At 66.1% G+C, this 19,393-nt stretch carries 21 protein-coding genes and 1 tRNA gene; 18 read left to right on the forward strand and 4 right to left on the reverse strand.

Annotated elements, in window-relative coordinates; genetic code table 11:
* Window positions 1–133: 133 nt before the first annotated feature.
* Genes AB0H42_RS04075 through AB0H42_RS04085 form a run of 3 tightly spaced genes read right to left on the reverse strand, consistent with a single transcriptional unit; the run spans window position 134 to window position 2,127 of the window.
* Window positions 134–706 (reverse strand): isochorismatase family cysteine hydrolase, encoded by a 573-nt coding sequence (locus AB0H42_RS04075; protein ID WP_357049440.1) that lies wholly within the window; start codon window positions 704–706, stop codon window positions 134–136.
* On the reverse strand, window positions 703–1,758 hold the full coding sequence (locus AB0H42_RS04080; protein WP_357049443.1) for a hypothetical protein: 1,056 nt from the start codon (window positions 1,756–1,758) through the stop codon (window positions 703–705). Before AB0H42_RS04080 ends, AB0H42_RS04075 begins: the two co-directional genes overlap by 4 nt.
* 3 nt (window positions 1,759–1,761) lie before the next feature.
* Window positions 1,762–2,127, reverse strand: a complete 366-nt coding sequence (locus AB0H42_RS04085) for a GntR family transcriptional regulator (RefSeq protein ID WP_357049445.1) — start codon at window positions 2,125–2,127, stop codon at window positions 1,762–1,764.
* Window positions 2,128–2,246: 119 nt separating this feature from the next.
* On the opposite strand from AB0H42_RS04085, the gene AB0H42_RS04090 reads away from it, so the two are divergent.
* The 11 genes from AB0H42_RS04090 to AB0H42_RS04140 all read left to right on the forward strand — a co-directional run bounded on the left by AB0H42_RS04090 (window position 2,247) and on the right by AB0H42_RS04140 (window position 9,417).
* On the forward strand, window positions 2,247–2,705 hold the full coding sequence (locus AB0H42_RS04090; protein ID WP_357049447.1) for a hypothetical protein: 459 nt from the start codon (window positions 2,247–2,249) through the stop codon (window positions 2,703–2,705).
* Complete coding sequence (locus AB0H42_RS04095) at window positions 2,705–3,370, forward strand: DUF2637 domain-containing protein (protein WP_357049450.1); 666 nt, start codon at window positions 2,705–2,707, stop codon at window positions 3,368–3,370. The genes AB0H42_RS04090 and AB0H42_RS04095 overlap by 1 nt, the downstream gene beginning before the upstream one ends.
* On the forward strand, window positions 3,370–3,606 hold the full coding sequence (locus AB0H42_RS04100) for a hypothetical protein (RefSeq protein ID WP_357049453.1): 237 nt from the start codon (window positions 3,370–3,372) through the stop codon (window positions 3,604–3,606). The genes AB0H42_RS04095 and AB0H42_RS04100 overlap by 1 nt, the downstream gene beginning before the upstream one ends.
* Complete coding sequence (locus AB0H42_RS04105; protein WP_357049456.1) at window positions 3,606–4,907, forward strand: FtsK/SpoIIIE domain-containing protein; 1,302 nt, start codon at window positions 3,606–3,608, stop codon at window positions 4,905–4,907. The genes AB0H42_RS04100 and AB0H42_RS04105 overlap by 1 nt, the downstream gene beginning before the upstream one ends.
* On the forward strand, window positions 4,904–5,128 hold the full coding sequence (locus tag AB0H42_RS04110) for a hypothetical protein (RefSeq protein WP_357049459.1): 225 nt from the start codon (window positions 4,904–4,906) through the stop codon (window positions 5,126–5,128). Before AB0H42_RS04105 ends, AB0H42_RS04110 begins: the two co-directional genes overlap by 4 nt.
* Window positions 5,125–5,454, forward strand: coding sequence for a hypothetical protein (locus tag AB0H42_RS04115; protein WP_357049462.1), 330 nt, complete (start codon window positions 5,125–5,127; stop codon window positions 5,452–5,454). The genes AB0H42_RS04110 and AB0H42_RS04115 overlap by 4 nt, the downstream gene beginning before the upstream one ends.
* Entirely contained in the window at window positions 5,451–5,612 is a 162-nt protein-coding gene (locus AB0H42_RS04120) for a hypothetical protein (protein WP_357049464.1), read from the forward strand. Before AB0H42_RS04115 ends, AB0H42_RS04120 begins: the two co-directional genes overlap by 4 nt.
* The gene (locus tag AB0H42_RS04125; RefSeq protein WP_357049467.1) at window positions 5,609–6,280 is read left to right on the forward strand and encodes a hypothetical protein; all 672 of its coding nucleotides are present in this window, start codon (window positions 5,609–5,611) and stop codon (window positions 6,278–6,280) included. Before AB0H42_RS04120 ends, AB0H42_RS04125 begins: the two co-directional genes overlap by 4 nt.
* Window positions 6,280–7,989, forward strand: coding sequence for a replication initiator (locus AB0H42_RS04130; protein ID WP_357049470.1), 1,710 nt, complete (start codon window positions 6,280–6,282; stop codon window positions 7,987–7,989). The genes AB0H42_RS04125 and AB0H42_RS04130 overlap by 1 nt, the downstream gene beginning before the upstream one ends.
* Before the next feature lie 13 nt (window positions 7,990–8,002).
* The gene (locus AB0H42_RS04135; RefSeq protein ID WP_357049473.1) at window positions 8,003–8,209 is read left to right on the forward strand and encodes a DNA-binding protein; all 207 of its coding nucleotides are present in this window, start codon (window positions 8,003–8,005) and stop codon (window positions 8,207–8,209) included.
* 62 nt (window positions 8,210–8,271) lie between these two features.
* Window positions 8,272–9,417: a tyrosine-type recombinase/integrase gene (locus AB0H42_RS04140; protein WP_357049476.1), complete on the forward strand. Its 1,146-nt coding sequence runs from the start codon at window positions 8,272–8,274 to the stop codon at window positions 9,415–9,417.
* Window positions 9,418–9,459: 42 nt separating this feature from the next.
* Here AB0H42_RS04140 and AB0H42_RS04145 read toward each other — a convergent pair.
* A tRNA-Leu gene (locus AB0H42_RS04145) sits at window positions 9,460–9,546 on the reverse strand.
* 221 nt (window positions 9,547–9,767) lie between these two features.
* Between AB0H42_RS04145 and AB0H42_RS04150 the strand changes: the two genes are divergently transcribed.
* The 7 genes from AB0H42_RS04150 (at window position 9,768) to polA (ending at window position 19,201) form a co-directional block, all read left to right on the forward strand.
* Window positions 9,768–10,364, forward strand: a complete 597-nt coding sequence (locus AB0H42_RS04150) for an ANTAR domain-containing response regulator (RefSeq protein ID WP_030523743.1) — start codon at window positions 9,768–9,770, stop codon at window positions 10,362–10,364.
* A gap of 351 nt (window positions 10,365–10,715) precedes the next feature.
* Window positions 10,716–11,798 carry a branched-chain amino acid ABC transporter substrate-binding protein gene (locus AB0H42_RS04155; RefSeq protein WP_357049593.1) on the forward strand — a complete coding sequence of 361 codons (1,083 nt, stop codon included), beginning with the start codon at window positions 10,716–10,718 and terminating at the stop codon, window positions 11,796–11,798.
* Between the two features lie 94 nt (window positions 11,799–11,892).
* Window positions 11,893–12,930, forward strand: a complete 1,038-nt coding sequence (locus AB0H42_RS04160; RefSeq protein WP_357049479.1) for a branched-chain amino acid ABC transporter permease — start codon at window positions 11,893–11,895, stop codon at window positions 12,928–12,930.
* A complete protein-coding gene (locus AB0H42_RS04165; protein ID WP_357049482.1) occupies window positions 12,927–14,321 on the forward strand; it encodes a branched-chain amino acid ABC transporter permease in 1,395 nt (464 codons plus the stop codon). Before AB0H42_RS04160 ends, AB0H42_RS04165 begins: the two co-directional genes overlap by 4 nt.
* 95 nt (window positions 14,322–14,416) lie before the next feature.
* Window positions 14,417–15,364, forward strand: a complete 948-nt coding sequence (locus tag AB0H42_RS04170) for an ABC transporter ATP-binding protein (RefSeq protein WP_357049596.1) — start codon at window positions 14,417–14,419, stop codon at window positions 15,362–15,364.
* Window positions 15,361–16,122 carry an ABC transporter ATP-binding protein gene (locus AB0H42_RS04175; RefSeq protein WP_357049485.1) on the forward strand — a complete coding sequence of 254 codons (762 nt, stop codon included), beginning with the start codon at window positions 15,361–15,363 and terminating at the stop codon, window positions 16,120–16,122. The genes AB0H42_RS04170 and AB0H42_RS04175 overlap by 4 nt, the downstream gene beginning before the upstream one ends.
* 340 nt (window positions 16,123–16,462) lie before the next feature.
* Window positions 16,463–19,201, forward strand: coding sequence for a DNA polymerase I (polA, locus tag AB0H42_RS04180; protein WP_357049488.1), 2,739 nt, complete (start codon window positions 16,463–16,465; stop codon window positions 19,199–19,201).
* Window positions 19,202–19,393 lie beyond the last annotated feature (192 nt).

The raw sequence follows: 19,393 nt of genomic DNA on the forward strand, positions 1-19,393 counted from the left end.
GGTCCCGCCGAGCGTGCGAGGTGGGGGCGGTGTGCCGTAGTGCGGCGGCGGCGCGCATGCGCCGCCGCTCTTGAACCTATATGGCGAAATTCGGCAACAACTGTGAACGTGAAGCAAGATCCGTGGTCACCCGCTATGCGCTGTGCAGATGAGTCGACGACTGCAAGGCTGCGCTTACGTCGGACGACTGGATGAGTTGCCCGGAGCCGATGAGGCGGGACATCAACATGAGGGCGGATCGGTGGACTTCGGTGGCTGAATGCCTGGTGGCGTTCGATGCACATGCGTCTTCGATGACCCAGGGCGTGTAATCGCCGTCAAAGGCATCCAGGGCGGTTTTGAAGACGCATCCGTCAGTGGCGATACCGCAGAGGTACAGGTCGGTGTACCCGGCCAGTAGTTCGCGGCCTTCGTCGGTCAAGGCGGTGTAGGTCCGCTTGTCGAGGATCTTGGCCGTGGGAGCCTCGGCAATGGGTTGCAGTTCGGGCGCCAGGTCTGTCTGGGGCGCGTTCCGCAATTCGTTCCAGCCGATGAGCCGCTGGTAGGGCGAGCCCTCGTAGTTGTGGTACCGGGTGAACAGGGCAGCGTGACCGGCCCTGGTCCACTGTCGGGCAAGATCTCGGATGACCGGGACGACATGGCGCGAATGCTCGTTGACGAACCCGTTCTGTACGTCGATGACGACCAGTGCCGACTGTGAGTTCATTTCACTCCAATGTCCTTCAGGGTGTCGATGGCGTTCGAGAGGTGCAACGGAAGACCGCTGGTCTGGACGATGGCATCACGCATCGAGCGGTGCGCGTCGGATTCTTGAGGCCGCGGCGTCAACAGACGAGAGCGGGAGGCTCGGATAAATCCTGCTCCGTAACCGGGATGAATCTCTGGTTCCTCTCCTCGCTCGATCGAATCGGCAATGTGGGCGCAGTAGCTCCAAATCGACTGAACATCCAGCTCGGCCGCGACTATCTGATCTTCGGTGAGAGCGCGATCATCGAAGGCGTGGTACACGACTCCGGACCAGGAGGCGTAGCCGACTGATACGCCCTGCACACCGAACGGCCTCATCTCTGCGTGCTCGAAACCTTCAGCAAGAAGCTCGCGTTCGGCCCCAGCCGCGTCACGATCGGATTCGAGCAGGACGCGCGGTGAGCAAATGATCTTGAGCGCCGTGTCAAGGATTCGGCCGGACCAGATGGGCGAGTGGACCCAATAGAGACTCAGGACATAGGACCCTATGGCCGACTTGCCGGTCAACTCGCTGACCTGCTCGGCGGCCCACTCGAGGTTTTCGGGATATGTCTCGTACCGCCAGAACGCCAGGCTGGTGACGTCGGGGAACTCTAAGTCTTCCACCAGGTGGAGGATCACCGACCCGAAGGGCCAGGCATACAGGGTGCACTGGTCATTGATGGGCAGGCTCGTCCGGTCTCCGTCACCCGTGCACAGTTCCGCGACAGCTTCCTGGTCGGCCTGTACTGAGATGAACTTGTGCGAACGTACGCCGAGTCGGACCGTGGAATTCGGCGAAACCGATGAAGCGGCGACCACGATGTCGCCCGGTGGTGTTACCGAGGTCTCCCACGATGAGACCAGACCGGCCGTGATCTCCCGGCCCACGAGCGAGGTCAACACGCGAGCAAACTCCCGCTCCGTCAACCCCATTGAGACCCGTGCAGCCGCGACCCGATTACGAGCAAGGGTCCCGAAGTCCGGACGGTACCGAGTCCGCGTCCGAAGATCGGTGACGTTGGAATCCATGCGTCACCCTGCCTGTCGGCTGTTGCCTGCGGACTGGCCAGTGGGCGGAGCCATGCCGAGGTTCGCATAGACATCTTGCATCTGTGCTTCGAGACGAGCGACGCGCGCGGGCAAGTCTTCGTCCTCTTCATCCTCCTGGCCACTCGCCCGTACGAAGGTCCCGACGCCGTGGAACGTCTCGGTGAGTCCTTCGTCCCGGAGAACGTCCAAGGCCCGATCCAGGGTGCCGGGAGCGACTGAATAGAGCTCCACGAGTACGGCTTTCGTGGGGAGTTGTGTTCCTGCGGCGTACGTTCCCGAGGCAATCTTTGTGCGGAGATCATCGGCTATGACCTGGTATTTCGGTCGCGCCCGTTCCTTGTCTTCCATGCCTCAAGCATAGATCTACTGGGTGACTCATGTAGAGGTCCCTAGATCACCTCTTGTGTTATCTAGATATCCATGGTCATATAGATGACATACACCACTTCGCACCTGAGGAGATTGAGATGGCATTGAAGGACATGTGGATCCCGACCGACTTCCGTTCCGTGTTCCCGAAGGGCGTGCTGCTGCTCGGTGATGTCGAGGCGCAGACCGAGTTCAGTGAGGACCGCAACGCGCCGAAGCGTCAGGCGCAGGACTACGACCGGGAGGGCAACGGCTCGGGTAAGCGCCTGTGGAAGGCGACGATCATGGACCGGGCGGGCGGCAAGGCGAACCAGGCCAGTTACGACATCACGTTCGTTGCCGACCAGATGCCGGTTCCTTCGGAGCCGGAAGTCCTGGAGGGCCTGCGTCCGATCGAATTGGAGGGGCTGTTGCTCAAGCCTCGCGTGGTCGGTAACGGCCAGTTCAAGTCGATCGGCTTCATGATCCGTGCGACGGGGATCAAGGGCGATACCTCGGGCGCGAAGCAGGCTCCGGCTGATCCGGGTGCGGCTCGTCCGTCCGGTAAGGCGGCGTGATGCGGGCGGCGGATCAGTCGGCGGGGATGATGCGCCTGGCGCGCTGGTCCGCCGCACTCATCATCGTCGGTGTGGGGGCGGCAGCGTTTCGGCTGTCGTTCTCCACCCTGCAAGATCTCGCCCGGATCTCGGGCATGCCCGCCGCCGATGCGTGGCTGTTCCCGCTGATCGTGGACGGCACCATCCTGCTCGCAACGTTCGGGGTGCTGGTGTGCGCCAACCACAAGTCCGAACGCCGCTTCTTCCTCGGCGTGCTGATCGTCGGCTCCCTGGTCTCGGTCGCCGGTAACTCCGTGCATGCGGTCGTGGCCACCGATTCACCCTTGGGTCTGTTCGCGGCGTTGGTGGCGGCGGTCGCCCCGATATCGCTGCTGGTCGATACCCACGGCCTCGCGCTGCTGTTCCGCGTCTCCACCACGCAGCCCGAACCCGAACCCGAATCCGAGCCTGCTCCGGTTGCTTTGCCGGCCGAATCTTCTCCCGATCCGGTGACCGATTCGGTTCCCGAACCCGAGCCCGAACCGGTCGCGCCCCCTGCTCCTGCTCCTGTTCCCGACCCGGCCCCGGTCCTGGCTCCACCGGCCCCGGTCGCTCAGATTCCTGTTCGTTCCTCGCGTCCGGTGCAAACGATGCTGCCGCTCGCTGTCCCTGTTGGGAGTGCCTGATGTTCTCGAAACCTATTGTCCTGGCTGTCGCGGTCCTCGCACCGTTGCTGGTCACTGTCCCTGCCGCTGATGCGGTCGTGGCTCCTGCTCCGTGCGCGATGTTCTGTGAGGATCGTCCGCTCTCGGCCAAGGACTGCACCATGTTCTGCGCCGAGCCTCCGGTTCCGCCCGCCGACGCTCGGGGCTGCCGCCTGATGTGCGACCTGGGCAAGCCGCAGGGTCCGGGGGTGGCGTGATGATCTCGCCTGACCTTCTGATCGTCGGTGGCTCGGCTGCGGTGACCGCGTTCACCATGTGGCGCTGGCGTCGCCTCGACGGTGTCACCGATCCCGCCTCGGCCGACCAGGGCTCCGGTGTTCCGGTGGAGCTCGGCCCGGCAGCTTCGATCGTCACTGATTCCGCGCAGTTGGCCTTGATGTGGCCTGCTCTCAAGCTGGGCTCCTGGGAGACCGGGTACCCGAACATCACCACGGCCACGTTGACCGATGCCGGGATGCTGGTCGAGGTCCAGATGTTGGGTGGTCAGTCGTTGCAGCATTGGGCCAACGACGCTACCCGCGAAGCCCTGGCCGCCTATTTCGGAGTTCCCGAGGTTCGTGTGACCAGCCCGCACCCGGGTTTCGTGCACCTGGAACTGCGCACCGTGGACACCCTCGCCGACGCGGCACCGGTTACCGGCCTGTTGTCCTACGGGGTGGATCTGGAAGCCGTCCCGGTCGGGGTGACCGAAGAGCATGACGTGTGGCGGCTGCGAGTCATGTACTCCCACCTCCTGATCGCCGGTGCGATGGGCTCGGGTAAGGGCTCGGTGTTGTGGTCGATCGTGAACGGCCTCGGCCCCGCGATCAAAGCCGGACTCGTCGACATCCTGCTCGGTGACCCCAAGGGCGGCATGGAATTCGGGCGCGGTGAGGGCCGGTTGTGGACCGACTTCCAGTGGACCGCCGACGGCATCATCGCCATGTTGAAGACCGCTGAGGCGGAGATGCAGGAACGTGCGGCCCGGTTCAAAGCCGCTGGTATCCGCAAGTTCACGCCGAGTACCGACGAACCGCTGAAGGTCATCATCATCGACGAATACGCCGCGCTGTCGGCGTTCGCCACCCGCGAGCAGGTCAACGAGGGTTTGCGGCTGCTCGGTCTGATCCTGACCCAGGGTCGCGCGGTCGGCTACAGCGTGATCGTCGCGTTGCAGGACCCGTCCAAGGAGAACATGCCCAACCGGCAACTGTTCTCGGTCCGTATCGGCCTGCGCTTCGACGAACCGACACAGACGACCATGGTCCACGGCCAGAGCGCCAAGGATCGCGGTGCGCGCTGCCACGAGATCCCCTCCACCACCCCCGGTGTCGCCTATGTCGGTCAGGACGGCTCGAACGAGTTCCGGCGGGTCCGTGCCTTCTGGGTCTCCGACGACGACATCGACCGAATCGTCGACGACTACTCACCGACACAGCCGGACCTGTCCCCGAAAGCCGACTACTCCGGGTTTGACCCTGACGACCTCGGCGACGAATCCGGCCCGCTCGCGGCATGACCCGCGACCAGTCCACCACCGTGAACGGAGAAAAACCCATGGCCCGCAACACGATCCCCGCCGATGTGATCGACCTGTCCGCCCGCCGCCGCTGCGCTCTCGAACGTGCCGGACATGACCCCGTCTCGGTCGCGGTGGGCATGTTCGCCGATACCGGACAGCTGCCTGGCTGGGACTTCACCACCTACTACGACGACGACGGTTCCGGGTGGGCGGCATGAGCGAGCCGGTCCGAAGCTACTGGAAACCCGCCCAAGGCATGGACTTCAGGCGGGTCACTGTCTCGGCCGACCGTGGCCGCGCCCGTGACACCGGAGAGGTCTTCGCCAGCCTCCAGTACAGCCCAGCCGGTCAGGACCTGGTCCAGGTCACCGTGCACAAAGAGGCGCAGTTCGCGGCCATCCTTCAGCTGACCATGACCATTGACGACGCCCTCGCAGTAGTCGGCGTCTTGCAGGGCGCCATCCACGATGCCCTCACCCAGTCCGGCCAGTCACCCCGCCCGGCCACACCGGTACGGATCGACGGATCGGAGCGGGCGGCATGACCAGCACACCGGCCACCGACCAGCCCAGCGAGCGTCCCCGCCTCGTCGTGCAGGCCACCGACCACACACCCCGCACACGCTCCCGCCGGGCCCGCAAGAACCTGCACGAACCGTGCCCCGGCCAACTCGATCTCTTCGACCCGGAGAACCAGTCATGAACACCACCACCCTGACCACCGGCACCACCACAGCCACGGTCACCACCGGCCCACAGCGTCGGCGTGACCCGTTCGACCTGCTCGGCCTCGCGGTCCTCAATACCGGCTGGTACCTGGTAGTTGGTGCCGGGGTCGCGGTCCACTGGGCGATCCTGTTTCCCCCGATCTCCCTGCCTCTGGCCCTCGCGGTTACTGCCAGCGTGTTCGTCGGCTGGCCCTCCGGCATAGCTCTGGCGGTGGCGTTCACGGCTGTGCTGCTGCTGTGGCGCAAGGCCCGTCCGGAGATGTTCGACCGGTGGATCACCGACCGGGCCCGGACCCGGTTTTTGACCTGGTGGCGCTACCGCCGGAACTGGGCCCGGCTGATGAAGGCATGCCGCCTCGTCGTCACGACTGAAGCCCGCACCGTCACACCGAAACTGCTGGCGGTCGGTATCGGTCACGGCACCGATCGGGTGCAGCTGCGGATGCTGGAAGGTCAGTCGCCGGCCGATTTCGAGATGCGCGCCGACACCATCGCCCACGCCTTCAAAGCCGAGCAGTGCCGCGCCTCGATCGTCGGCCCCGCCACCGTCGAATTGCGGTTCCGCTTCGGTGACGCCCTCGCCGACGCGGTGGTGCTGCCCCGGGTGGATCACTGGACCAAGCAGGAAGGACACAGCGCCTGATGAACACCATCACGGCCTCGACCGATACCGGGGTCGTCCCGGAGGTCCGGCAGACAGCGGCCCAGCGTCGTAGTCTGCCGGACTTCCGGGATGTCGCCGAAGAACTCGCCGCCCAGGAACACATCTGTGTGCGCCCGATTCCGATGCTGGCCTACGACCCGAAGACACTGACCGAGGAATACGTGGCGGCGCCGTGCAAGTCCACCGTCGCCTCGGTGTGCCCGGCCTGCGCGGAGAAAGCCCGGTTTCTGCGGATCACTCAATGCCGGGAGGGTTGGCACCTCGACCACGAACCCGAGAACGACAAGACCGACCCCACCGAGCACCAAACCGCGCTGCTGGCGGCCCGGGCCGACTTGTTCGACACCTACCAGCAGGCCAAAGCCGACGGTGATCAGGACATGATGTCCGGGATTCGGGAAGTCGTCGCCGACCTCGATGCGGAGATGAAAGACTCCGGGTTCCGGGGACGGTTGCCCGCTCTGGATCGAGATCAGAAGCCGCGGCGTGCCCGCTCCACCCGCCGCCGCCAGGACGTACCGAATCTGCCCCGGCTCAAGGTCGGGAAAAACACGGTCGGACGCACCTACGCCGGTGGGCATCAACCCTCGATGTTCATCACCCTGACCATGCCCTCCTACGGCAAGATCAACCGGGACGGCGCGGTCAACGACAAAGGCGAAACAGTCGGCGACGGTTCCCCGGTCAATCCCGACAACTACGACTACTCGCGTGCCGCCCGTGACATCATCCACTTCTCGCGGCTGTCCAACCGGTGGATACAGAACCTGCGCCGGGCGGTCGGCTGGAACATCCAGTACTTCGCCACCGTCGAACCCCAGAAACGCGGCGCACCCCACCTGCACATCCTGATCCGGGGCACCGTGTCCCGCGACATCCTCCGCCAGGTCACCGCCGCCACATATCACAACGTGTGGTGGCCCCCGCACGACCGCGACAACGAGGTCTATCCCGGCGATATCGTCCCGATCTGGGACCCGACCCGGCTGACCTTCGTCGACCCGGACACCGGCTCACCCCTGCTGGGCTTCGACGACGTGCAAGACCTCCTCGACGACGTCGACGACCTCGAACCCGCGCATGTGGTCCGGTTCGGTGACCAGATGGACCGCTCCGATATCCGGGGCTACGTCCCTGGCCGCAAAGCCGACCGTGCCATCGGGTACGTGACCAAGTACCTGACCAAGTCCATCGCCGAAGTGCTGGACACCGACTCGGACCGCACCCGCCGCCACTACAACCGGCTGAATGCCGAGTTGCAGCACACCCCGTGCTCGAAACGGTGCCCGGTGTGGCTGCGCTACGGCATCGTCCCCCAGGGTGCGACCGAGAAGACCATCCCGGGCCGCTGCAAGGGCAAAGCGCATCGGCGGGACACCCTCGGTCTGCCCGGTCTCCGGGTCCTGGTCTCTCGGCAGTGGTCGAACAAGACCCTCCCGGACCACAAGGCCGACCGCGCCGAGTTCGTTCGGCAACTCCTCGCCTCGGTCGGGATCGTCAAGCCCGACACCTCACACCTGAAGCTCTCCATCGTCCGGCCCGGTGACCGCTCGGTCCCGCCACGCGATCACCTGATCCTCTCGGCCATTGCCAAACGCAAGATCTGGCGCGCCGAGTACACCCGCGCACTGCTCGCAGCGGGCCCACCAGCACAGCAAGACACTTCGGCAATTTCGGTAGCGGCATAAGAAGGGAAAGACGATGAGCGAGGAAGAGGCGTACCTGCGGGCGAAGGACTGCGAGGCACTGACCGGGATTCCGGCGGCTACCTGGCGGTGGTGGGCACATGTCGGACAGGGCCCGGCGAGTTTCAAGCTCGGTCCCCGCCGCCGGGTGTGGCGCAAGTCCGTGGTCCTGGCCTGGATCGCTGAGCAGGAGAAGCTGACCGGCACCGGTGAGGCTGCCTGATGCCTACTCGGCGTAACCCGCGCTCGGGGGTGGAAGATCGCTGGTACCCGACCGTGGTGGTCGTGGATCCTGTGACCGGCGAGAAGACCAAGAAGAAGGTCAAGTCCGAGCGCTGCGGCAAGGGCAAGCGGTGGCGGGCTCGCTACGTCGATCCCAACGGTGTTGAGCGGTCCCGGTCGTTCGACACGAAAGCAGCGGCTCAAAAGTACCTCGATGGTGACGTGACCACGAAGGTAGTCACCGGGACATGGGTCGATCCGGACCGTAGCGGCGTGCTGTTTGAGGTCGTGGCGGAGAAATGGTTCTCGACGAAGAAGTTCCGCAAGCCGAAAACGGTGGCTGGCTATCGGTCGCTGTTGGACACGATCATCCTGCCGCGCTGGGGCTCGGTTCCGCTCCGAGATATCGAGTTCGAGGACGTGCAAGAGTGGGTGGTCACCCTCTCCGAGTCCGGTAGTGCTCGCTTCCAAGGCCGTGGATTGTCGGCGTCTCGGGTGATCCAGTCGTACCAGGTGCTCAGCCAGATTCTGCGGTTCGCGATCAAGGCCAAGCGGCTGGCGCTGAATCCGGCGGAAGATGTCGACCTGCCGTCGATGATGTCGGGGGAGCGGCGTTACCTGACCCACCTGGAGGTCATGAAACTGGCGATGGCGTCGGGGCGGTTCCGGCCACTGGTTCTCACCCTGGCCTATACCGGGCTTCGGTTCGGCGAAGCGATCGCCCTGCGCACCGCTGATGTCGTCCTGGACCAGCGTCGTATCCGCGTCAGTCGTTCGGCAACTGCGGTCACCGGGCAAGGGATCGTAGAAACGGACACGAAGAACCACACGAGTCGTGTTGTCCCCATCCCGGGACTGTTGGCGAAGGATTTGGAAAACCTGCTGGCCGGGCGCCGGGCCAATGCTCTGGCTTTCCCCAGTCACAAGGGCGGTTACCTGACCTCGACGGAGTTCCGCTGGGTGTTCGACCAGGCGGCCCGGGAAGTCGGTCTCGCTGGCGTCGTCCCTCATGGCCTCCGGCATACAGCGGCCTCGTTGGCTATCAGCGCCGGGGGAAATATCAAGGTCGTTCAGCGGATGCTCGGGCACAAGACGGCCACGTTGACCCTCGATCTGTACGGGCACCTGTTCCCCGATGATCTGGACGCGGTGGCGGACGGAATGGACTCCGGCGCGAGAGCTGCTGCGGACTATCTGCGGACTGCGTGAAGGTGGGGGAGATGGCCTGGAATCGGAAATGCCCTCTGACCTTGGTGCCGAGTGTGGGACTCGAACCCACACGTCCTTTCGGACAACGGTTTTTGAGACCGTCGCGTCTGCCAGTTCCGCCAACTCGGCGCACCGGGTGCACATAGTATCCGCTGCGCGCCCGGAACACCCAATCGCGGGGGCCGCGATAGCGGTGGAACCCGGTTACGCAGGGTATATGCACCGCCGATCACGGTGAAAGGTAGTCTCTACACCACCCGATCGCGTGACGGCGGATCGACGGCCGTACCTCGGCCGAGATCCGTCGTCCGTGCTCTCGGGACGAGGCATCGGAACCAGAGGGGTCGTTTATGAGCACTAGTGCGGACGCCGCGGCGAAACGCGTGGTCGTCGCCGAGGACGAGGCGTTGATCCGGATGGATCTGGTCGAGATGCTGACCGAAGAGGGCTACCAGGTGGTGGGGGAGGCCGGGGACGGTCAGCAGGCGGTGGACCTCGCGGTGGAGCACCGGCCGGATCTGGTGATCATGGATGTGAAGATGCCGCGCCGGGACGGGATCGATGCCGCGGCCGAGATCGCCTCCAAACGTGTTGCGCCCGTGGTGATCCTGACCGCGTTCAGTCAGCGCGACCTGGTGGAGCGGGCGCGCGATGCCGGTGCCATGGCCTATCTGGTGAAGCCGTTCACCAAATCCGATCTGGTTCCGGCGATCGAACTGGCGGCCAGTCGCTTCCACGAGATCACCGCGCTGGAGAGCGAGGTCGCGGGCCTGTCCGAGCGGTTGGAGACACGTAAACTCGTCGAGCGGGCCAAGGGTGTGCTCATGCAGACGCAGGGGCTCAGTGAACCGCAGGCCTTCAAATGGATCCAGCGCACCGCCATGGACCGCCGCACCACGATGAAGGCGGTGGCCGAGGTCGTTCTGGAGAATCTCACCCCGCAGTAGCCCTCGGGTCGGGCGCGTACCGGCCTTAACAGCCCGGAAACACAGGCCGGAAAATAATGTGCGACGACATCATCCCGATGATCCGAATGTGACACGGGATCAACATGCCGGAGCTATGTTTCTCACGAGTCGGAGTTTTCGGCTTCCTCGGCCGGCCGAGGTTGATGAGGGATATAGGGGTAGATCGTGCTTGATTCTACTTGGCTGCCGGGTGTCCCCCGGCGCGGGCGCACGGTACGCACAATACTGAGTATCGGCGCTGCCGCGGCGCTGGTCCTGACCGGTTGCGGCGACAAAACCGCCGGTGAGGCGGATACGGCGGGAGCGGGGGGACTGTCCATCCAGCCGCTGATGCAGATCGACTCGGCGGGTAGGGAAGTACCGGCCGCCGATACCGGCGCCGCGGCCGATCCGGCCGGCAACGGGACGGCGACCTGCCCGCCGACCACCACCATCGCCATGGCCGGCGCGCTGACCGGCCCCGACGCGGCGCTGGGCATCAATATCGTCAACGGTGTGAAACTGGCGCTGGACCAGCACAACAAGGCCAATCCGGGCTGCCGGATCAACCTGAAGGAATACGACACCGAGGGCGATCCGCAGAAGGCCAGCCAGGTGATCCCGCAGATCGTGAACGATCCGTCGGTGCTCGGCGTGGTCGGTCCCGCGTTCTCCGGCGAGACCAAGGCCACCGGTCAGATCCTCAGCGACGCCGGGCTGGTGGCGGTCTCCTCCTCGGCCACCAATGCCACGCTGACGAAGAACGGCTGGAAGACCTTCTTCCGCGGCCTGGCCAATGACGATGTGCAGGGCCCGTCGGTGGCGAAGTACCTGGTGGGCACGGCCGGCTACAAGAAGGTGTGCGTGGTCCAGGACAACACCGACTACGGCGTGGGCCTGGCCCAGAGCATTACCGCCGGTCTGGGCGCGGCCGCCGATCCGGCCTGCGCGGCCAGTATCAAGAAGGGTGACAAGGACTTCTCCGCCACCGTCACCAAGATCTCCGGCGCCCAGCCGGACGCGATCTTCTACTCGGGGTACTACGCCGAGGCGGCACCGCTGGTGCAGCAGTTGCGGTCCGGCGGGGTGGACGCGACCTTCGTCGCCGCCGACGGCACCAACGATCCGCAGTTCGTCACCCAGGCGGGCGGCTCGTCGGAGGGCGCGCTGCTGTCGTGCCCGTGCGGCCCCGGGCCGGACGAGTTCTCCCAGGCCTACGAGGAACTGAACGGCCAGGCGCCGGGCGTGTACTCGGTGGAAGGCTACGACCTCACCACCATCCTCGCGGCGGGTATCGATGCCGGCAAACTCACCCGCCCCGACCTGCTGGAGTTCGTCCGCGGGTACAGCGGGGACGGCCTGGCCCGGCACTACCAGTGGAATGCGGACGGCGAACTGTCCTCCGCGCTGATCTGGGTCTACAAGGTCGGATAACGGTCGGCGGGCGGTACGCGCACCGGCATTCGCCGGGGGCGCGTACCGCGCGCTGCTCGGGTGAGGGTCCGATGATGATGAGGGCGGATTTCGAATGACAGCATCCTTGCCGGCCGCCGCGGCCGTTCTCGCGCAGGGATCGATCGACTTCAACTACCAGGGTGTTATCGATCAATTCTGGCGGCTCACGGTCGACGGTTTGTCCTACGGTGCGATATATGCGCTGGTAGCGGTGGGGTACACCCTGGTCTACGGGGTACTCCGGTTGATCAATTTCGCGCATTCCGAAGTGTTCATGCTCGGGATGTTCGGGCAGTACGTGGGCCTGATGCTGCTGGGGTTCGCGCCCAGCGGCAACGTCTACAGCCAGGGCGTCATCCTCACGGTGACCTATATGGGCCTGGCGATGCTCTTCGGGATGGCCGTGTCGGGTGCGGCCGCGGTGGGATTGGAGCGCGCGGCCTATCGTCCGCTGCGCCGCCGCGGTGCCAAACCGCTGACCTTCCTGATCACCGCGATCGGTATGTCGTTCGTACTCCAGGAGTTCGTGCACTTCGTGCTGCCGAAGCTGTGGCCGGACCTGGGTGGTACCAATGCGCAGCAGCCGATCATGCTGGTCGAACCGACGGTGCAGTTCACCGTCGGCGGCGCCGACGTCACCAATGTGACGCTGGTGATCGTGGTGTCGGCGGTGACATTGGCGGTCCTGGCCGAGGTGCTCATCAACCGCACCCGGTTCGGGCGCGGTATCCGCGCGGTGGCCCAGGACCCCGATACCGCCACGTTGATGGGGGTTTCGCGGGAACGGGTCATCATGTTGACGTTCCTCATCGGCGGTCTGCTGGCCGGCGCCGCCGCGATGCTGTACGCGATGAAGATTCCCAACGCCATCATCTTCTCCGGCGGGTTCGTGCTCGGTATCAAGGCGTTCAGCGCCGCGGTACTCGGCGGTATCGGGAACCTGCGCGGCGCGCTGCTCGGTGGTCTGCTGCTCGGCCTGGTCGAGAACTACGGCCAGATGCTGTTCGGTACCGAATGGCGGGACGTGGTGGCGTTCGTGGTGCTGGTGCTGGTGTTGTTCTTCCGGCCCACCGGCATTCTCGGTGAAAGTCTCGGGAGGGCCCGCACATGAGCACGGTGCAGATCGAGAAGGCCGCCGGACATGGTCTGGGCGATGAGATCCGCGCGTGGTGGGCCGGGCTGAGCCGCCCGGCGCAATGGGCGGTGGGTGTCCCCGCCCTCGCGGTGCTGGCGCTGCTGCCGCTGTTCCCGCCGCCGCTGCTGGATACCCCGGGGACCAGTTTCGGCGGGGTCATGGCGCAGTTCGCCATGTACGCTTTGATCGCCATCGGCCTGAACGTGGTGGTCGGCCAGGCCGGGCTGCTGGATCTCGGGTATGTCGGCTTCTACGCGGTCGGTGCTTATACCGTCGGCCTGCTGACCAGTCCGAACAGTCCCTGGAACCAGACCGACGGTGGCTGGCTGCACTCCGATTGGGCGTGGCTGGCCTGTGTTCCGCTGGCCATCCTGGTGACCGCGGTGTCCGGGCTGATCCTCGGTTCGCCGACGCTGCGGTTGCGCGGGGACTATCTGGCCATCGTGACCCTCGGTTTCGGTGAGATCGTCCGCCTGCTCGCCGACAACCTGGGCGAACTCACCAACGGCAGCCTGGGTCTGTCCGGCATCGCCTATCCGCACATCGGCGAATCGGAGTCCCGGCCCAACGGTGTGTTCTCGGCCGGCAATGTCGGCGACCCGGCCAGTTCCGACCTGATCGACCGCGCCAACTCCGGCACCTGGTGGTACTGGGTCGGCATGCTCGCCGTGGTGGCGGTGCTGCTGCTGGTCGGCAACCTGGAACGCAGCCGCGTCGGCCGGGCGTGGGTGGCCATACGCGAGGACGAGGACGCCGCGGAGATCATGGGTGTGCCCACCTTCAAGTTCAAGCTGTGGGCGTTCATGATCGGCGCCGGGATCGGTGGCCTGTCCGGCGCCCTGTTTGCCGGGCAGGTGCAGTTCATCAACCCGACCGGGTTCAACATCATCAACTCGATGCTGTTCCTGTGCGCGGTGGTGATCGGCGGCCAGGGCAACAAACTCGGGGTGATCGTCGGGGCCTTCCTGGTGGTGTACCTGCCGAACCGGTTGATGTCGGTGGAGATCACCGATGACGAGACCACCGGATACGTCCAGCTCGCGGTCGCGGTCGTGGTGGTCGCGGCGCTGACGGTGGGCTGGCGGCTGCGGGCACGGGAGCTGACCGGCCCGTGGCGCTGGGTGTATCTCGCGGTGACCGTACTGGCGGCGGTGTACGCGGTGCTGCTGCTGAGCAGTGTGCTCATGTTCTATTCCGGCGGTGCGCAGAGTCTCGGCGACCTCAAATATCTGTACTTCGGAATCGCACTGGTGGTGATGATGATCCTGCGACCCCAGGGCCTGTTCCCGGTCCGGCAGAAACTGCTCGCCTACGGCCGGCAGATCGTGCGGGCCGTCCGCCGGCCCGCCACGGAGGTGACCTCGTGACCGGGCCGAACGCGGGTGACGCGTTGTTCGACAACGAGGACCTGGCCGCGGGATACGCGGTCGAGCAGCCGGTCGAATCGGCCGGTGAGGTCGATGTGGCCGCCGTCGATCCGGCGCTGGCCGACGCGGCGACGGTGGCCGAGGTGGTGGCCGCGCACCGGGAGATCCGCACCGAGGTCGGGGCGCCGCTGCTGCGTACCGAGAACCTCACTGTGAAGTTCGGCGGGCTCACCGCTCTCGAAGCGGTGAGTTTCGAGATCCGGCGCGGCGAGATCCTGGGTCTCATCGGGCCCAACGGCGCCGGGAAGACGACCTGTTTCAACGCGATCACCGGGGTGTACCGGCCCGCGGCGGGCGCGGTGTACTTCGACGGGAAACCGCTCACCAAGAGCAAACGTAACGCGATCACCCGGCTCGGGATCGCCCGGACCTTCCAGAATGTGCGACTGTTCGGTGAGATGACCGCGCTGGAGAACGTGGTGGTGGGCACCGACGCCCGGCACCGGACCTCGGTGCCGGGCGCGATCCTGCGGACGCGGCGGCATCGCCGGGAGGAACGTGACGCGATCGAACGCGGGATGGCACTGCTGGAGTTCGTGGGGATCGCGCCGCGCGCGGTGGAGAAGGCCCGCAACCTTTCCTACGGCGATCAGCGGCGGCTCGAGATCGCGCGGGCGCTGGCGACCGAACCGAAGCTGCTGTGCCTGGACGAACCGGCCGCCGGGTTCAACCCGAGCGAGAAATCCGCGCTCATGGACCTGATCCGTAAGATCCGCGACGACGGGTTCACCGTGCTGCTGATCGAGCACGATATGCGGCTGGTGATGGGGGTCACCGACCGGATCGTGGTGCTGGAGTTCGGGCGCAAGATCGCCGACGGCCTACCCGAGCAGATCCGCACCGACCCCGCGGTCATCGCCGCGTACCTGGGCGTACCGGACGAGGAGCTGACCTCGGCGGATCTCGCGGCGTCCACGGCGGCGCTGCACGCGGAAAGGGACGCGGCGGGTGACGCCGGGTACGGATCGGAGGAGCGGGGATGACCACGGCACCGGACCAGTTCGCGAAGGACACCGGCACCGAGCCACTGCTCGAGGTCACCGATATGGTCGTCGGCTACGGCAGGATCCAAGCCCTGCACGGTATTTCGTTGCGGGTCGCCCCGGGGGAACTGGTCACCCTGCTGGGCGCGAACGGCGCGGGGAAGACCACCACCATGCGCGCCCTGTCGGGGCTGCTGCCGTTGACCCGCGGGCAGATCCGGTTCGAGGGCGGCGATATCAGCCGGCTGAAGGCACACCAGCGGGTGATCGCCGGGCTGGTGCAGGCGCCCGAGGGCCGGGGGGTGTTCCCGGGGATGACCGTGCAGGAGAACCTCGATATGGGCTGCTACGCCCGGCCCTTCGCGAAGAAGACCGAGTACGCGGCCGCTCTGGAGCGGGTCTTCGAACTGTTTCCGCGGCTGCTGGAGCGGCGCAAACAGGCCGGCGGCACGCTCTCGGGCGGCGAACAGCAGATGCTTGCCATCGGGCGGGCGCTGATGGCCCGGCCGCGGCTGCTGTTGCTGGACGAACCGTCCATGGGCCTGGCACCGATGGTGATCCAGCAGATCTTCCGGATCATCGCCGAGATCAACGCCACCGGTACCACCGTGCTGCTGGTGGAGCAGAACGCCCGGCAGGCGCTGGCCCGCAGTGATCGCGCCTACATCGTGGAAACCGGGAAGATCACCAAGACCGGGCGCGGTCGCGAGCTGCTCGACGATCCCGCGGTACAGGCCGCCTACCTGGGGGTCGGCTGAGGTCGGCCACCGACCCCGGGCATACCACCTGATCACCGGCACCGGAGGTGCGCGGGGCCGGGTGGTGCCGGCCGGGGTGGCCCGGTGCCGGGATGGTGCCGGCGGAGGTGAGCCGGAACCGAGTGGTGTCGGCGGGCCGGTCCGGTACGGGGACGGTGTCGGCTCGAGTCGACTCGTAGTAGGGCATAGGCGGGGTCGGCCCGGTGGCGGGGCGGCGCGCGCCGGGGACGACCCGGCGAGGAGGGCGTCGGCGAGCCCGTTCGATACGGGATGGCGCCGGCCGGGGCCGACCCGGTACGGGTGTGGGCGGGTGTCGGTGGGGGTCCCTAGACTTCGGGGTGTGACCTCACCGACCACTGCGCAGCCGACGTCCGCCTCCGCCGCCCCGGGTTCCTCGGGAGATCGGCCCACGCTGCTGCTACTGGACGGGCATTCGCTGGCCTACCGGGCCTTCTTCGCGCTGCCCGCGGAGAATTTCCAGACGGTCACCGGGCAGACCACCAATGCGGTGTACGGGTTCACCGCCATGCTCATCAATCTGCTACGTGACGAGAAACCGACCCATGTGGCCGCCGCCTTCGATGTCTCCCGGCAGACCTTCCGGGTGGAGGCCTACCCGGAGTACAAGGCCAACCGGTCGGCGACTCCCGACGAATTCCGCGGGCAGGTCGAGCTCACCAAGGAGGTGCTGGGCGCGCTCGGTATCCCGGTGATGGCGATCGAGGGGTACGAGGCCGATGACGTCATCGCCACGCTCACCACCCAGGCCGTCCCGCAGGGATACCGGGTGCTGGTGGTCACCGGCGACCGTGACTCGATCCAGCTGGTCTGTGACGACGTGACGGTGCTGTATCCCCGGAAAGGGGTCTCCGATCTCACCCGGTTCACTCCGGCGGAGGTCGAGAAGAAGTACGGTCTCACCCCGGCGCAGTACCCGGATTACGCGGCGCTGCGTGGTGACCCCAGTGACAACCTCCCCGGTATCCCGGGCGTGGGGGAGAAGACGGCCGCCAAATGGATCCGGGAGTACGGGGATCTGAACACACTCGTCGACAAGGTGGATGAGGTCCGCGGCAAGGTCGGTGATTCGCTGCGCGCCAATCTGAGCAGTGTGGTGCTCAATCGGCAGCTCACCGAGATGGTCCGCGACGTCCCACTGCCCTACACCCCCGATCAGCTGGCCCAGGGGGCCTGGAACCGGGAGCGGATCCACCAGCTGTTCGACGATCTGGAATTCCGGGTACTGCGCGACCGGCTCTTCGAAACCCTGGCCCCGCCCACCGTGGAGGCCGAATCGGGTTTCGAGATCAGCGGGCGCACGCTCGAGCCCGGCAGTGTCGCGGACTGGCTCGCCGAGCACGCGAAATCCGGTGCCCGGCACGGTATTTCGTTGTCCGGAACCAGCACACCGGCGGCCGGCGACGTGCGCGCGCTCGCCATCGCCGCCGCGGACGGCGAATCCGGCTATATCGATATCACCGCCCTCACCGCCGAGGACGAATCGGCGCTCGGCGCCTGGTTCACCGATACATCGCATAGCAAGGCCCTGCACGAGGCCAAGGGCGCGCTGCACGCGCTGCGCGGTCGCGGCTGGACGTTGGGGGGGCTGAGCAGCGATACCGCGCTGGCCGCCTATCTGGTCCGGCCGGGCCAGCGCAGCTTCAACCTAGACGATCTGTCGCTGCGGTACCTGCATCGGGAACTGCGCACCGAGACCGAGGCCGCGCCGCAGCTGTCCCTGCTGGACGCCGAGGACGCGGTCGACGCCGAACTCGCGCAGAACGAGATGCTACGGGCCCGCGCGATCGCCGATCTGGCCGACGCCCTGGACGACGAGCTCGCCAAGATCGAATCCACGCCGCTGCTCGACGAGATGGAACTGCCGCTGCTCGGGGTGCTCGCCGAACTCGAGGACGCCGGTATCGCCGTCGACACCGATCAGCTCGGCGAATTGCAGCGGCGGTTCGCGGACAAGGTCGCCGAGGCCGCGAACGCCGCCTACGACGTGATCGGCAAGCAGATCAATCTCGGGTCCCCGAAACAGCTGCAGGTGGTGCTGTTCGACGAACTCGATATGCCCAAGACCAAGCGCACCAAGACCGGCTACACCACCGACGCGGACGCGCTGGAATCGCTCTACGAGAAGACCGAGCATCCCTTCCTGCAGCATCTGCTCGCCCACCGCGACGCCACCCGCCTCAAGGTCACCGTGGACGGCCTGCTGAAATCCGTGGCCGACGACGGCCGGATCCATACCACCTTCAACCAGACCATCGCCGCCACCGGGCGGCTGTCGTCCACCGAGCCCAATCTGCAGAACATTCCCATCCGCACCGATACCGGCCGGATGATCCGCGACACCTTCGTGGTCGGCCCGGGCTACGAATCGCTGATGACCGCCGACTACAGCCAGATCGAGATGCGGATCATGGCTCACCTCTCCGGGGACGAGGGCCTGATCGAAGCCTTCAACTCCGGCGAGGATCTGCACAGTTTCGTCGCCTCCAAGGCATTCGACATCCCGATCTCCGAGGTGTCCCCGGAGGTGCGCCGCCGGATCAAGGCCATGTCCTACGGCCTCGCGTACGGCCTCAGCTCCTACGGTCTGTCCGCTCAGCTGAAGATCAGCACCCAGGAGGCGAAGGAGCAGATGGACATCTACTTCGCCCGGTTCGGCGGTATCCGCGACTATCTGCACGCCGTGGTGGAGCAGGCCCGCAAGGTGGGCTACACGCAAACCCTCTTCGGCCGCCGCCGCTACCTGCCCGATCTCGACCACAGCAACCGCCAGCGCCGCGAGGCCGCCGAGCGGATGGCGCTCAACGCTCCGATCCAGGGCACCGCCGCCGATATCATCAAGGTCGCGATGATCAATGTGCACAGCTCGCTGGCCGAGTCCGGGCTGCGGTCGCGGATGCTGCTGCAGATCCACGACGAACTCGTCTTCGAGGTCGCGCCGGGTGAGCGGGAACAGTTGCAGGAGCTGGCCCGGGAGCAGATGGCTTCCGCCATCGAGCTCTCTGTCCCCCTCAGCGTTTCGGTCGGCGTCGGGCGCAGCTGGGACGCGGCGGCACACTGAGCCGCGCGGCGGCAGCGGTCCGTAGCGCCCGCCCGGACGGATGATCGTGGGCGGGCCCGCACCGTGCCCTGTCCGGAGTCGGCAGAAGGCGTGACCTATTTCTGCCGGAGGTGCCGTCCTCCGTGCCGATCCGGGTTTCCGGAAGTGGGATGGACGGCGATTCCGTTCCGATCGGTGATGTATTCGGCGCGT

Origin of the sequence: Nocardia sp. NPDC050799 (genome assembly GCF_040654015.1) — a bacterium.
Taxonomy (GTDB): Bacteria; Actinomycetota; Actinomycetes; order Mycobacteriales; family Mycobacteriaceae; genus Nocardia.

Excerpts from the sequence above, each read along its gene's own strand:
- AB0H42_RS04085 (WP_357049445.1), bottom strand. The coding sequence starts at position 2,127 with ATGGAAGACAAGGAACGGGCGCGACCGAAATACCAGGTCATAGCCGAT.
- AB0H42_RS04100 (WP_357049453.1), top strand. The coding sequence starts at position 3,370 with ATGTTCTCGAAACCTATTGTCCTGGCTGTCGCGGTCCTCGCACCGTTG.
- AB0H42_RS04105 (WP_357049456.1), top strand. The coding sequence starts at position 3,606 with ATGATCTCGCCTGACCTTCTGATCGTCGGTGGCTCGGCTGCGGTGACC.
- AB0H42_RS04075 (WP_357049440.1), bottom strand. The coding sequence starts at position 706 with ATGAACTCACAGTCGGCACTGGTCGTCATCGACGTACAGAACGGGTTC.
- AB0H42_RS04155 (WP_357049593.1), top strand. The coding sequence starts at position 10,716 with ATGCAGATCGACTCGGCGGGTAGGGAAGTACCGGCCGCCGATACCGGC.
- AB0H42_RS04115 (WP_357049462.1), top strand. The coding sequence starts at position 5,125 with ATGAGCGAGCCGGTCCGAAGCTACTGGAAACCCGCCCAAGGCATGGAC.
- AB0H42_RS04130 (WP_357049470.1), top strand. The coding sequence starts at position 6,280 with ATGAACACCATCACGGCCTCGACCGATACCGGGGTCGTCCCGGAGGTC.
- AB0H42_RS04110 (WP_357049459.1), top strand. The coding sequence starts at position 4,904 with ATGACCCGCGACCAGTCCACCACCGTGAACGGAGAAAAACCCATGGCC.
- AB0H42_RS04125 (WP_357049467.1), top strand. The coding sequence starts at position 5,609 with ATGAACACCACCACCCTGACCACCGGCACCACCACAGCCACGGTCACC.
- AB0H42_RS04090 (WP_357049447.1), top strand. The coding sequence starts at position 2,247 with ATGGCATTGAAGGACATGTGGATCCCGACCGACTTCCGTTCCGTGTTC.
- AB0H42_RS04160 (WP_357049479.1), top strand. The coding sequence starts at position 11,893 with ATGACAGCATCCTTGCCGGCCGCCGCGGCCGTTCTCGCGCAGGGATCG.
- AB0H42_RS04095 (WP_357049450.1), top strand. The coding sequence starts at position 2,705 with ATGCGGGCGGCGGATCAGTCGGCGGGGATGATGCGCCTGGCGCGCTGG.
- AB0H42_RS04080 (WP_357049443.1), bottom strand. The coding sequence starts at position 1,758 with ATGGATTCCAACGTCACCGATCTTCGGACGCGGACTCGGTACCGTCCG.
- AB0H42_RS04135 (WP_357049473.1), top strand. The coding sequence starts at position 8,003 with ATGAGCGAGGAAGAGGCGTACCTGCGGGCGAAGGACTGCGAGGCACTG.
- AB0H42_RS04175 (WP_357049485.1), top strand. The coding sequence starts at position 15,361 with ATGACCACGGCACCGGACCAGTTCGCGAAGGACACCGGCACCGAGCCA.
- AB0H42_RS04165 (WP_357049482.1), top strand. The coding sequence starts at position 12,927 with ATGAGCACGGTGCAGATCGAGAAGGCCGCCGGACATGGTCTGGGCGAT.
- AB0H42_RS04120 (WP_357049464.1), top strand. The coding sequence starts at position 5,451 with ATGACCAGCACACCGGCCACCGACCAGCCCAGCGAGCGTCCCCGCCTC.
- AB0H42_RS04150 (WP_030523743.1), top strand. The coding sequence starts at position 9,768 with ATGAGCACTAGTGCGGACGCCGCGGCGAAACGCGTGGTCGTCGCCGAG.